Below are 13,347 nucleotides of genomic sequence, written 5' to 3'. Positions count from 1 at the left end.
CCCTGCTAGCTGAACCATCAAATTGGACGGTACTTCCAGTTGTTGGCGTAGCAGAAGGCGTAGAAATTGAAGAAAGCGGTGCTAAGTTATTTGAACTACCGCCCTGCGTGTCATTGCCACTTCCAGATGCACTTCCACCTCCCCCGCCACAGCCGGCAAGAAAAAGTGAAGTTGCCAGAATAACTAGCTGTCGCATCCCGGATGATTGCATTGACTCAAAACGGCATCCCCTGTTCATGGCAAGAGAGGTCATGCGCCAATTGATAGACAATCTTTGCGTCACCACAGCAGTCCACCCGGGAGCCTTGTCATGATGATTGCCTTGCATAAAAACGCACGAACGACGCCCGCCATTCGAGCGGAGATGGCGGCCAGCTCGGACACCGCTGCAACTTTGGCGTTGCGTTACGGTGTGAGTGAAGGCACCGTCTACAAATGGAAGGGCCGAGACAACTTCCATGACGCGTCCCACACCCCGCAGCGGCTTCAAACCACGCTCACACCCGCTCAAGAACAGATCGTGGTCGAACTCAGAAAGACGCTGCTTTTGCCCCTGGATGATTTGTTGGCCGTCACCCGCGAGTTTCTTTGCCCGCAAGCCACGCGCTCGGGTCTTGATCGTTGCTTGCGTCGCCACGGCGTTGGCAACCTCAATGCGCTCAAGCCCAAAGAGCCCAAAGAGCCCACTGAGCCTCACAAAGCCTTCAAAAGCTACGAGCCGGGGTTCATCCACATCGATGTCAAATACCTGCCCCAGATGCCCGACGAGACCAGCAGGCGCTATCTGTTTGTGGCCATTGACCGCGCCACGCGCTGGGTGTTTGTTCAGATCAAGAGTCACAAGACGGCCGCTGCCGCTCGCTCGTTTCTGAACGCCTTGCACAAGGCTTGTCCGATCAAGATGCAGAAAATTCTGACTGACAACGGCAAAGAGTTCACCGACAGGTTGTTTGCAAGCCGTGAGCGCCAGGCCACGGGCAACCATGAGTTTGACCAACTGTGCCAAGCCCTGAGCATTGAGCACCGCCTGACCAAGCCACGCACGCCCCGAACCAATGGCATGGTCGAACGCTTTAATGGGCGCATTGCCGATGTGCTCAAAACGCATCGATTCACCAGTGGCGAGGATTTGGAGCAAACGCTCATGCGTTACGTGGCCTTGTACAACCATCAATTACCCCAGTCGGCGCTCAAGAGCAAAACCCCGATGAGGGCCATGAAAGACTGGTACGCTTCTCATCCGCATTTGTTTGTAAAACGCCCTTACGATCATCCGGGATGCGACACGTAGTGGATGATCTCAATTGGATGGATGCCTCGAAACGAGGTTACTTGAAAATGAGTTTTACAGCATCCGAAGCCAAGGGCGAATGGTTCTTTGTGGACACAATCAGCAATCGCAAATATGCCAGCAACCTAGGACACACGCAAACCATGGCTGGCTGATCGCCCCATTGGCAAGTGGTTGCGATTCAAGACACCCCGCGGGGTGTCTCACGATTTTTTCCATCCTTTTACCCCTATGGATCTGAGTAAATTTTTGCATAAATAAACCTTGTTTATTCAAGAAATTGACAGACGAATCTCGTTAAATCGTGTTTATATTTCCCACGAAAATTGCCATGTTGTTGCGCTGTCTGACAAATTTACAGCTAGTCATGGCGCTCGCTGCTGCTTTTGTTTCAGTGTCGTGCGTGAGCTCAGGCCCTGCGCCTGCACGCATAAATTGGGGCCCAGTGGATTTGTCTCAGCCAACGCCAACGTCAAATCCAAATCCAGCGCCAAAAGCATTGGCAGTCAAACTCCCAGCCCCTGTTTTGTCTTTCAATGACACAGGGCTGAACTTGAGCGACGGCGTCACCCGCAATGGTTTGTGGGATGTGGACAGTGCCGACATCGATTGGGAATTTTCATTCGATCAGGGCGCAACCTGGACACGCGGCCAAGGGAGTACTTTTGAAGTCAAGAACGACGGGGCCAAGATGATCTGGGTGCGCGCCCGCGATGACGCAGGCAACACTTCAGAGATCGTGAGAGTCCGTTGTGTGCTCGATACCCTGGCCCCGGTGGCCTTGTCCATCACCCCGCAACAGGAAGGCATCACCACCCGTTTGCTGATGTCGGGCCTTGAGCCGGGTGCCCGTTGGGAATACTCAATAACTGGTCAAGCCCCCTGGCATGTGGGCAGCGGCTCCGCTTTGGGGGTTTTAGGCCGTGGCCTCGACCAAGTTTGGTTCAGACAAGTAGATGTCGCAGGCAACCCATCCGAGACCCGAGCCGTTGATTTGCAAAGCCCAAGCCTGTTGGCCCACGAAGCATCTGGCAGCCCCTTGCTTCCCAGTGTTATGGCGTCTGGTTTGCAAACCTATCTGATTCATGGCGTGGTGATGCGTGGTGATGCTGACCATGTACGATGGGATGTGCTCAAGGGCCAATGGCTGATGTCCATCAAGTTGGTGCACTATGCCTCTGACGATTTTGCTTCTTATGCCTTGCAGCGCAGCACTGTTTTTGATGCGGGCACGGACACTTCGCGCATGCTGGCATGGGGTCAGATCAGTCTCAGTGACTTGAATCGCAATGTCTTGGCGAACACGGGACCACAGGGGCGCGGTGAAGGTCCCATGACCTTCAACTTCCAAAAAAACAGTACCTTGCCAACGACCTACGCTTTCGAGCTCACGCTGGCACCAGCGAACTGAATGCCGGGGCCAGTTCGAGTCAGCAGGTAGGCGGTGTAGCGCTCGTCACCCGTGCTCGTGTGCCAGGCCTGGCTCGTGTTTATGGATTGGCGCTGGGTATTCACAGCCACAAAGACGCTCAGCTCAACCAGCCTTGATCGCCCCCAAAGCATCGACCACTTCAAACACCGCTTGGTTGTTCATTTGTTGGACATGGCCATGGTAGAGGGGAAGTTCGCTCAACAGCGCCTCCAAAGCACCTGGCAATTCACTGACCGATTCAATCACCTTGCCCAGTTGGTTCCCTTCCAGCCAAACCGTGTTGTACCGTTCTTGAGGCATGGTGGAGCCGTTGCGAAACGTGATGACAGGCAAACCCATGTGCACCGCCTCACTCAAGCTGCCCGGGCCTGGCTTGCCCACAAAATAATCGCAGACATGCATGACGAGGTGGATGTCTTTGACAAAACCCATGACATGGTGCTTTGCAGAGGCCGATTGCGTTGCCATTTTTTTGGCCAACGCGGTGTTGTGGCCCGCCATAAAAATCAGCTGTCGGTCAGGCAGTGCCTTGGCAATTTGCAGCATTTCAGATGACCCATGTCCGCCAAACAGGATCAAGCCAGTGAGGACGTTGGGGTCCAGACCCATTTCTTCAAGCTGGACCGTTTTGTTCACCGACTGCCTGCGGTAAAAATCAGGGCGCAAAATCATGCCCGATGTGGTGAAGATAGAACGTTGGTCATAACCCAGCGTGGCCGCTTGAGAGGCCGCAAACGCTGTGCCACAAATGATGTACTGGCCTTGCCGAGGCTCCATCCAGAAGTGGGGCGGGTAGTCGGCCATGTCGGTCAGGACCGTGACATAAGGCACACCCGGCAATTCGTCTCGAAGCGCCTCGTGCATGACTTTGTTGAAATTGGGCACCAGAGAGACCACCAAATCTGGTGGGTTGAGACCCCAAAATGACCGGACCTTCTTTTTGAGCTTGGGCAGGGTCAGCCTGATCATGGTCTGAAAGATTTTGAGCTCAGTGGCCAAGCCACGGGTCCAGCCTTTTTTAGCCTCAAGTTGTACAAATCCTCGGGGGCAAAGCCGGTCAGTTTTTGGTAGTAACGGTCCGAGTCAATGACCCCAAAGAGATTGACCAATGACACCGACCAATCCGGGTGCTTTTGAGCAATGACTTCCTGCAAGGCCAGTGCAGCTGACCTGTGACCACCACCGGCATTGAAGTAAATGAGCTGAACAAGGTATTTCATCTGACATGAGCTTGACCGATGCGAATGACATGGGCGTGACCGTGTCAGCCCCTGTTTTCAAATGGGCATGCGCTCGCGTTTGAATTTTTATCACCCCAGTCGATTCATGAATATTTACACAGGATGGGTGCACGGCATTCACAATCTGCCTCTTGGGATTTGATCATGTGTGGCATTTTTAAAAATCAGGAGTTGAACCATGCGAATTGCTTCATTTGTGGGACAAAAGGGCGGTGTTGGTAAAAGCACCTTGGCCCGCGTGTTGGCCGTGGCTGCGGCCCGTGCGCAGCACAAGGTGCTGATCGGTGACTTCGATCTGGAGCAACTCACCTGCGTGGAGTGGGGCGCTCTGAGGATGCGCAACGGCATCGAGCCAGAGATTGAAGCCCGCGCATTCAAGAGCCTTAAAAAATTGCGCAAGGACGTGGTGGGCTACGATCTGGTCGTGGTGGACACCCGAGGATTGGCCGATGAGTTGACCGAAGATGTCAGCCGCGAAAGTGACATCGTGTTCTTGCCCACGGGCACCTCCATGGACGACCTTCGTCCCACATTGGCCCTGGCACGCAAGCTGTCCAAAACCCGTGCTGTTGCCAACAAAATCGTCATTGTCCTGTCCAAAACAGGCCGTTCGCAGCGCTTGCTCGAAGAAGCTGAAGCCACCATCGGCGATGCCGGTTTTGACATGCTCAACGCCGTATGGCCAGAGCGGGACGGCTTTCAGGCCGACCTGGATGTGGGCCGGGCTGGCAGCGAGTCCAGCAACCCCCACCTCAAAAAGGCTTCTCAGGATGTAGAGCAGGCCATGCTGACCTTGGCCATGTCCTGATGCCTGCAGCCCCAGCTTGCAACAAAACAATCAAGTCCATCATGTTCTTGATGGACAAACAACATACATGACTGCTGGCCCAAATAGAGAAGCCGAATAAGCCAAACAGGCCAAACAGGCCAAATGTTCGCCGGGTATGCCGAAGCCATCACCCGGCTGTTTGAACATTTGGCCTGCGCGGTTTACAGACCGATCACACCGCCGTCTTTGCGCGTGATCACGATCGTGGCCGAGCGTGGGCGGCCTTGCGGGCCATAACCGGCATTGCCTGGCCACATGCTCTGCGGCGCGCTGCCCGAAGCCAAGGGCTTGGACAATTCACCAGGGTGCTGGATGTTGACAAACAGGGTGCGCCCGTCTGGCGTTTCGGTGATGCCCGTCACTTCGGACCCTGAAGGGGCCACCAGGAAACGCCGCAGCTTGGCCTCACCCAAAGCCGCGCCCATGAAGGTCTCTTGGGTCCCGGTTTGCTCAACACCACCGACCACCATTTTGTTTTTGACGGTGACTTTGCTGCCGTCGCCCACTTGGCCAGGAATGGCGGCCAGCATCATGCAGTTGGTTTCGTCGGTGATGGCGCCGTCGTCGGTCTGAATCCAGCAAATGCCGGTGGCCTTGCTGAACCACATGCCGTCAGGCGATGAGAAGGCGTTTTTAGCAGTCAGGCCAGACAAGTTGGCGTCGCCCGCATCCTCTTCAGCGCCAAACAAGAAAATGTCCCAGGCAAAGGCTTTGGCCGTTGACTTGTTGTCCGCCTCTTTGAAACGGATGATGTGGCCATTGGGGTTGCCCATGCCTTTTTTGCCGTCCAGATCCATGTACGCGCGGGGGTTGGCCGGGTCGGTTTTGCTGGGCGTGCGGTTGGCCGCGCTGTTATTGGTCAACGCAAAGTAGATTTCGCCATTGCGGTGGTTGACGGCGCCCCACTCAGGGCGGTCCATCTTGGTGGCACCCAAAGCATCGGCAGCAAAGCGGGCATTCACGTACACATCGGCCTGGTTGGCAAACTTGTAAGCGCCGTGGTTGGCGATTCGGGGATCGGCAATGGTCAACTCCAGCCACTCACCACGGCCTGTGGCATCAAAACGGGCCACATACAGCTTGCCTTCGCTCAGGTATTTGTCACCAACCACGAGGCCGCCACCGACATCGCGCGGGTCCCACACGGCGGTCGATACATATTTGTAGATGTATTCGTTGCGTGAATCGCAGCCCATGTAAAACGCCAAGGGCTCGCCCGCTTTGGGGATGCCGCAAACAGCAGCCTCGTGCGCAAAACGGCCCATGGCCGTCCGTTTGGCGGGTGTGGCGTTGGGGGCCAGCGGATCGATTTCCACATTGAAACCAAACGTGTTGGCTTCGTGACGGAAGTCTTTTTCGGCATTGGCACCGGTGGCTGCCAAGTTCCAGCGGGCGAAACGGTCGTCAGAAGACGATACGGTGTGCCAGCCTTGGCTGGCGGCTTTTTTAGCACCGGCCGCTGGTGCGGCAGAGGCCACACCATAACGCTTGCGCGAAGCCACTTCTTTGGCAGGCAAGGCCGCACCAGCGGCCGTGGTCTGAAAGTAATAAGCCCAGTTTTCTTCACAACCCAAATAAGTGCCCCAAGGGGTTTTGCCGTGGCCGCAATTGTTCAGTGTGCCTCGGGCCATGGCCCCTGCCGTGTCCCAGCGGGTGACCATGAAACTGCGAATCGCCTCAATGTGGGCGCGTGGGCCGCTGATGCGCACGGGTGTTTGCGCGGTGATGCGGCGGTTCAGGGGAGAGTCTTGCTTGACACGCCAGCCCTGTGGGGTTTTGACAATTTCGACCACCGAGACGCCGTGGTGGTTGATTTCTTTGAGGACTTCCAACTCGGGGCGAACGCCCAAATCCCAGTCGCCAAACTGCGAGAACTTCTTGCCACTGACCCGATTGGAGGTCTGGCCATTGGGGTGCATGAAGTGAGCGTCGGCCGAACTCTCGTGGTTCACGCACAGCACGGCACGGCCGGTGTCTTTTTCGGAGTAACGGCCGTTGGCATCGATGTAATAAATGTCCATGCCGTCGTGGTGATCGCCAACACGGCGTGACCAGTCGTCAGACTCCAAACCTTTGTTGGAATAAGCGGCCAAGGCCGAATCGAGTGCGTCGCCGGTGGCGTGCAAAACGCTGTATTGGTAGCCCGGGGGCAGCATGACGTTGTCTAGCAGGCTTTTTTCAACCGAGGGGAAACCCAGTGCGTTGGGCGCAGCAGCCATGCCCGAAGTCAGTGTGGCGCAACCGGGCAGCATGGCCATGCCCGCCAGGCCCAAGCCACCGCGCAACAAACCACGGCGTGCCGGGTTTTGCAGCGACTGGGCCAGAACGTCTTGAAAATGGGGGTTGTTGGAGGTGTTGAAGACGGGGTCGTGATCGTGGTGAGACATGAAAACTCCTGTTGAAAACAGTTATTTGAAAGGGTTCATGTGACTTTTTGATGTCAAAAAACCCATAACTCACAGGGCATTACGCCCGCTAAGGTGTTGCGTGCCCAACGGAGACTTTTGCAAGCCTTCGACAGGATGTGCTGCAAACATGTCATGGTTTTGTCACACACAAGTGGCACAGTCAACACATTGAAATTTCCATAATCATCGAAGGATCAAACATGAAAGTCGGAATCAACGGTATGGGCCGCATTGGCCGTTTGGCCCTGCGCGCGGCCATGGGCGCTGCCGAGCGCCAATCGGACGACCCCCGCGCAGGCAACCGCCTGGAGGTGGTGCACTTGAATGAACTCAAGGGCGGCGCGGCGGCCACCGCGCATTTGCTGGCGTTTGACAGCGTGCAAGGCAAATGGCGCGAGCACATCGAAGCCGAAAGTGACAGCCAGATCCGCATCGGTGATCGCACCCTGGGCTTTTCTTCGCACGCCAACCCGGCCGACATTCCCTGGGGAGACATGGGCGTGGACTTGGTGCTGGAGTGCACCGGCAAATTTTTGACGCCTGAAACCATCCAAGGCCACTTGGACCGGGGCGCCAAGCGCGTGATCGTGGCCGCGCCCGTCAAGGTGGGCGATGTGCTGAACATTGTGGTGGGCATCAACCACACGCTGTACAACCCCGCCAAAGACCGCATCGTCACCGCCGCATCCTGCACCACCAACTGCCTGGCCCCGGTGGTCAAGGTCGTCCACGAAGCCATTGGCATCAAGCACGGCCAGATCACCACCATCCACGACCCGACCAACACCAACTTGGTGGTCGATGCCCCGCACAAGGACCTGCGCCGCGCCCGCAGCGCCATGGTGAGCCTGGCCCCCACCACCACTGGCAGCGCCACGGCAATTGCCCTGATTTACCCCGAACTCAAGGGCAAGCTCAACGGCCACGCCGTGCGCGCCCCGGTGCTCAATGCGTCGCTCACCGACTGCGTGTTCGAGATGAAGCGCGAGACCAGCGCCGAAGAGGTCAACGCTTTGTTTGCCGCTGCAGCCCAAGGCCCGTTGTCGGGCATCTTGGGTTACGAGGAACGCCCCTTGGTGAGCGCCGACTACGCCCGCGACACGCGCAGCGCCATTGTGGACGCGCTGTCCACCCTGGTGACCGACGGCACGCTGCTCAAAATTTATGCTTGGTACGACAACGAAATGGGCTACGCCTGCCGCATGGTGGACCTGGCTTGCCACATGAACGACGTCGGCATCTGAGATGAATGCCGCTGAACGCAATTACGGCATCGTCACCGCCGCTTATTGGGGCTTTACCCTGACCGACGGCGCTTTGCGCATGCTGGTGCTGCTGCACTTTTACAGGCTGGGTTACTCGCCGTTCACGCTGGCGTTTTTGTTCTTGCTGTACGAAGCCGCTGGGGTACTGGCAAACCTGGTCGGCGGCTGGCTGGCCACACGTTATGGCATTGCCCGCATGCTCACCGTGGGCCTGGTCACACAAATCATCGGCTTTGGTTTGCTCTCAGCCCTGCAACCCGAGTGGACAGCTGCCATGTCGGTGGCCTGGGTGGTGCTGGCGCAAGGGGTGTGCGGTGTGGCAAAAGACCTGACCAAAACCGCCAGCAAATCGGCCATCAAGATCACGCAGGCGCAGGCCAAAGACACGGGCAATGGCCAGCTGTTCAAGTGGGTAGCATGGTTCACCGGCAGCAAAAATGCGATGAAGGGCTTTGGTTTTTTCCTGGGCGGTTTTCTGCTGGAGACCATGGGGTTTCAGGGCTCTCTGTGGGCCATGTCGGGCCTGCTGGCTTTGGTGCTCGTCGGCGTGGTCACCAGCCTGCCGCCCCTGATGGGCAAGAGCAAAGCCTCGGGTTCGGCCCGCGAGCTGTTCGCCAAAAGCCCGGGCATCAACGCGCTGGCAGCCGCCCGTGTGGCTTTGTTTGGCGCACGCGATGTGTGGTTTGTGGTGGGCGTGCCGGTGTTTTTGTATTCGGTGGGCTGGACTTTCACCATGGTGGGCGGCTTTTTGGCCAGCTGGACTATTGGCTACGGCTTGGTGCAAGCCCTGGCCCCGAACTTGGTGCGGCGCAGCGCCGACGGCCTGAGCCAAGAGGTGCCTGCTGCGCGTTGGTGGTCGGCGGCGCTCACGCTGATTGCGTTGGGCATCGCAGCGGCTGTGTGGCTGCAAGCGCCGCAGCTGCAATGGTGGGGTGGTCGGGGGCTTGAGCCTGTTCGGCTTTGCCTTTGCCATCAACTCGTCGGTTCACAGTTATTTGGTGCTGGCCTATGCCGGCTCAGAAAAGGCGGCCGAAGACGTGGGCTTTTATTACGCTGCCAATGCGCTGGGCCGCTTCATGGGCACCTTGCTGTCGGGCTTGTTGTACCAGTGGGGGGGGCTGTTGTATGCGCTGCTGGGCTCGGCACTGATGCTGGCCATGTGTTGGCTGGCCACGCTGCGCTTGCCAGTGGTGGTGCGCAATCAGCCCGCATCGCCAGCCCCCGCAGGCTCGCCATGAGCGCCGACCCCGCGCAAATCCGCATGGACGAAGACCTGGCCGTCAAGGCTTTGGCGGCTTTGGCACAGGCCTCGCGCTTGCGGGTGTTTCGGGCCATCGTGGGCACGGGCCCCGAAGGCATGCAGCCAGGCCAACTCTCGCAAGCCCTGGGGGTGCCGGCAAACACGCTGTCCTTTCACCTCAAAGAGCTGCACCACGCCGGCTTGGTGCGCGTGCAGCGCGAAGGGCGATTTTTGCGTTACCGCGCCGACATGCCCGCCATGCAAAGCTTGGTCGGTTTCTTGACCGACCACTGCTGCCAAGGCCAGCCCTGTGACGACATGCCCGCCGTGGCTTGCGAGGATTTGTCATCTCAGCTTCACACTTCCGTCACATAATCGAAACTCTTTCCGCTTAACTCCTGAACTGCATGCAAACCAAGTCCCTTTACGCCGCCATTGACCTAGGCTCCAACAGCTTTCGCCTGGAAATTGGTCAGATGGATGCGGGTCAGCTGCGGCGCGTGGAATACATCAAAGAAACCGTGCGCCAAGGCAATGGCCTGGATGCCGAACGCAACCTGACCGAGGACGCCATGGAGCGCGGCTGGGATTGCCTGGCCCGTTTTGGCGAGCGCATTGCGGGCTTCAAACCCAGCCAGGTGCGTGCGGTGGCGACACAAACCTTGCGCGAGGCGCGCAACCGCGATGTGTTTATGGCAAAAGCCAAGCGCATCTTGGGTTTTCCGATCGAGGTGATCGCTGGACGCGAAGAGGCCCGACTGATTTACCTGGGCGTGTCGCACCTGCTGCCGCAGTCCGATGAGCGTCGCCTGGTGGTGGACATTGGGGGGCGCTCGACCGAGATGATTTTGGGCCAGCGCGAAGCCGCCAGCACTTTGGAGTCTTACCGCGTGGGCAGCGTGGCCTGGTCCATGAAATATTTTCCGGATGGGCTGTGGACACCGCAGGCCTTTAAAGCCGCAGAGATCGGGGCCAAAGCGGTGCTGGATGAAGCGTCGGTTTTGTTCAACCGCCAGCATTGGGACACGTGTTATGGCTCGTCGGGCACCGTGGGGGCCGTCTCCGAAGTGCTGAGCCAGGGCGGCTGGCCCGAGGGGTGCGTCACCCGCGAGGGCTTGACCTGGCTCAAAGAGCGTTTGCTCAAGGCCCAAAAGCTGGACAACTTGCGCCTCGACGGCGTCAAGGAAGACCGCAAACCCGTCATCGGTGGTGGCTTAGCGGTCTTGCAAGCGGTATTTGATTTGCTGCAAATCGATGAGATGCGGCCTGCCCAAGGGGCGCTGCGACACGGCGCGCTCTACGACCTGATTGACCGCGAAGGCACACAAGATGTGCGCTCGTCGATGGTCGACTGGTTGGCCGTGCGCTTTGGCACCGATTTGATACAGGCCGAGCGGGTCTCACGCACGGCCCAAAGCTTGCTGCAAGCCATGATGCCGCCCGGCGCGAACATGCTGCCCATCGAACGCCAGCGCCTTTTGAAAAAGCTGCACTGGGCCTGCCAACTGCATGAGACCGGCATGCGCATTTCGCACAGCGACTACCACAAGCATGGCGCCTACATTCTGGACAACACCGACCTGCCCGGCTTCACCCTGGACGAACTGCACCGCCTGAGCCAATTGGTGCTGGGCCACCGGGGCAAGCTGCGCAAGCTCGAGGCCGAACTCGAAGACCCTCGTTTTGTGCAGCAACTCATGGCGCTGCGTTTGGCGGTCATCTTGTGCCATGCCCGGCGCGACCCCGATTTGTCGGGCCTGCACATCCAATGCGATGGAGACAGGCGCACCGCCAGCCTTCAGATCGACAGTGACTGGGCTGAACTGTGGCCACAATCGGCGCACTTGTTGCGCGAAGAAAAAGTGGCTTGGTACAAAACAGATTGGGTGCTCCAAGTCGTGGTGGAGTAAGCATCCAACCCACCTGCCGGGTGGGCCGCACCTCTCTTTAAAAAAGCTTGGGTAAAGGTTGTCAACAGCCTGGCAATGACGACTTGTAAAGTCGTGGCCATGAGCGCCCTTGTTCATTTGGAATCAACGGTATAAACTGTATGCACCGTTAATTTCCTCAAGCCTATTGACCATGAACAACTCTGCCCATCCAGCCGCCAACGGCGACACCCCTGTCTCAGCCCCAACCCCGAGCCGATCGGCCAAAACTGCGCCGACAAAGAAGGCCACGACCAAGACGCCCCCCGCCAAGACGCCTCGGAAAAAAGTCAGCCAAACGGCCTCCAAAATCCCCAAAGCCCCACCCGTCAAGGCAAAAACCGCCTCAGTGGTCAAACCCGCTGCACCAGCCAAATCCCGTGCGCAGACCCAGCCCAAAGTGGCGTCAAGTCCAGTCAAGCCAAGTCAAGCCGCAGACAAAAAACTGTCTGTAGCGCCGACCAAAGCAGCCAAAGCGGCCAAAGAGAAAAAGATCAAAGTGGTGCGCGACAGCTTCACCCTGCCCAAGACCGAGTTGATGCAAATCAACGAGATGAAAAAACGCGCCATGGCTTTGGGCGTAGAAGTCAAGAAAAGCGAATTGATCCGTGCTGGCTTGCTGGCGATGAGTGGCATGGCCGATGCTGCGTTCAAAAAAGCCATGGCCCAGGTGCCCACCATCAAAACCGGCCGACCTGCCAAAGACTGACAGGCCTTACAAACGCTCAGGACAGGTCACGGCCAGCAACACGGTTTGTGCCTGACCTTCGCGGATGCGGTGGCGCAACCACCACACCGCGCCTTTGCGGATGGTGCATGCCGCTTCGGGCATGCCCAGCAAATGGGCCACCACACCCCCCAGCGTCGGTTGGTGCCCCACCAACAAGACCGGGTAACGCGCATCGGGCCAACCCGCCGTCTCCAACACATCAGACACACTCGCGCCCGGAGACAAGGCATCGCGCACTTTGTATTTGCGCCTCAACACCAGCACGGTTTGCTCGGCCCGCACGGCCGGGCTGCTGAGCACGCGGGTGCCTTGCGGCAACTGGGCGTCCAGCCAAGCTGTCATGCGCTCGGCTTGTTTGCGGCCACGGGGCGTCAAGGCCCTGAGCAAGTCGTCCTCGTCTGGCCCCGCTTCATGGGCTTCGGCGTGTCGCCACAAGATCAAATCCATGGCCGTCAAACCTGATGAGTTGATGCACCGTAGCGCTGCATGAGCGCTTGCTGCGCACCGTGGCCTGGTGCGGTCAGGCCCACGCGGTGGTACTGGCCATCCGGTGCCAAATCCCAGGCGTCGCGCCCGTCGTGCAGATAAGCGATCAGGCATTCGTCGATGATGCGCTGACGCAGAACCGGGTCGGTCACAGGCCAAGCCAACTCAATGCGGCGCGTCATGTTGCGGGTCATCCAGTCGGCACTCGACAAAAACAGCGATTCATCCTGATCGGCGCAAAAGTAAAACACCCTTGAGTGCTCCAGAAAACGGCCGATGACCGAGCGCACCCGGATGTTGTCGCTCAAACCAGCCACCCCAGCAGGCAACAGACAAGCGCCCCGAACGATCAAGTCAATTCTGGCCCCCTTTTGGCCGGCCGCCAGCAAGGCCTCGATCAAGGGCTGGTCCGTCAGGGCATTCATTTTGATCACGATGCGCCCGACCGCACCCCGAGCAGCGGCTTGGCCCACGGCTTCAATGCGGGCCTTCATTTG

At 58.2% G+C, this 13,347-nt stretch carries 10 protein-coding genes and 3 pseudogenes; 8 read left to right on the top strand and 5 right to left on the bottom strand.

The window, feature by feature from the left end; translation table 11 throughout:
* Positions 1-253: pseudogene (locus Q0341_RS00140) on the bottom strand (hypothetical protein); the annotation flags it as partial.
* 57 nt (positions 254-310) lie between these two features.
* Here Q0341_RS00140 and Q0341_RS00135 point away from each other — a divergent pair.
* Positions 311-1,291, top strand: a complete 981-nt coding sequence (locus Q0341_RS00135; RefSeq protein ID WP_299509657.1) for an IS481 family transposase — start codon at positions 311-313, stop codon at positions 1,289-1,291.
* Between the two features lie 553 nt (positions 1,292-1,844).
* Positions 1,845-2,702 carry a hypothetical protein gene (locus Q0341_RS00130; protein ID WP_299509654.1) on the top strand — a complete coding sequence of 286 codons (858 nt, stop codon included), beginning with the start codon at positions 1,845-1,847 and terminating at the stop codon, positions 2,700-2,702.
* A gap of 123 nt (positions 2,703-2,825) precedes the next feature.
* On the opposite strand, the gene Q0341_RS00125 is transcribed toward Q0341_RS00130, so the two are convergent.
* Positions 2,826-3,692, bottom strand: coding sequence for a glycosyltransferase (locus Q0341_RS00125; protein WP_299509653.1), 867 nt, complete (start codon positions 3,690-3,692; stop codon positions 2,826-2,828).
* A 450-nt stretch (positions 3,693-4,142) separates the two neighbouring features.
* Between Q0341_RS00125 and Q0341_RS00120 the strand changes: the two genes are divergently transcribed.
* Positions 4,143-4,772, top strand: a complete 630-nt coding sequence (locus tag Q0341_RS00120) for a ParA family protein (protein ID WP_299509652.1) — start codon at positions 4,143-4,145, stop codon at positions 4,770-4,772.
* Positions 4,773-4,954: 182 nt separating this feature from the next.
* On the opposite strand, the gene Q0341_RS00115 is transcribed toward Q0341_RS00120, so the two are convergent.
* Positions 4,955-7,180, bottom strand: coding sequence for a PhoX family phosphatase (locus Q0341_RS00115; protein ID WP_299509649.1), 2,226 nt, complete (start codon positions 7,178-7,180; stop codon positions 4,955-4,957).
* Between the two features lie 221 nt (positions 7,181-7,401).
* Between Q0341_RS00115 and Q0341_RS00110 the strand changes: the two genes are divergently transcribed.
* The 5 genes and pseudogenes from Q0341_RS00110 to Q0341_RS00090 all read left to right on the top strand — a co-directional run bounded on the left by Q0341_RS00110 (position 7,402) and on the right by Q0341_RS00090 (position 12,343).
* Positions 7,402-8,445 (top strand): ArsJ-associated glyceraldehyde-3-phosphate dehydrogenase, encoded by a 1,044-nt coding sequence (locus Q0341_RS00110; protein ID WP_299509647.1) that lies wholly within the window; start codon positions 7,402-7,404, stop codon positions 8,443-8,445.
* A gap of 1 nt (position 8,446) precedes the next feature.
* Positions 8,447-9,704 (top strand): annotated as a pseudogene (arsJ, locus tag Q0341_RS00105) (organoarsenical effux MFS transporter ArsJ).
* Positions 9,705-9,727: 23 nt separating this feature from the next.
* On the top strand, positions 9,728-10,081 hold the full coding sequence (locus Q0341_RS00100) for a helix-turn-helix domain-containing protein (RefSeq protein WP_299509660.1): 354 nt from the start codon (positions 9,728-9,730) through the stop codon (positions 10,079-10,081).
* A gap of 32 nt (positions 10,082-10,113) precedes the next feature.
* Positions 10,114-11,616, top strand: a complete 1,503-nt coding sequence (locus tag Q0341_RS00095; protein ID WP_299509646.1) for a Ppx/GppA phosphatase family protein — start codon at positions 10,114-10,116, stop codon at positions 11,614-11,616.
* A 172-nt stretch (positions 11,617-11,788) separates the two neighbouring features.
* Complete coding sequence (locus Q0341_RS00090; RefSeq protein WP_299509644.1) at positions 11,789-12,343, top strand: hypothetical protein; 555 nt, start codon at positions 11,789-11,791, stop codon at positions 12,341-12,343.
* Between the two features lie 6 nt (positions 12,344-12,349).
* Here the strand turns inward: Q0341_RS00090 and Q0341_RS00085 are convergent, their stop codons facing one another.
* Together Q0341_RS00085 and Q0341_RS00080 are read right to left on the bottom strand one after the other, a co-directional pair.
* On the bottom strand, positions 12,350-12,811 hold the full coding sequence (locus Q0341_RS00085) for a histidine phosphatase family protein (protein ID WP_299509642.1): 462 nt from the start codon (positions 12,809-12,811) through the stop codon (positions 12,350-12,352).
* 5 nt (positions 12,812-12,816) lie between these two features.
* Positions 12,817-13,347 (bottom strand): annotated as a pseudogene (locus Q0341_RS00080) (polyphosphate kinase 1); the annotation flags it as partial.

Source organism: uncultured Limnohabitans sp. (assembly GCF_937889215.1).
GTDB lineage: Bacteria > Pseudomonadota > Gammaproteobacteria > Burkholderiales > Burkholderiaceae_C > Limnohabitans_A.
Note: the sequence above shows the minus strand (reverse complement) of the source record. Positions and strands in the feature narration are given on the sequence as shown.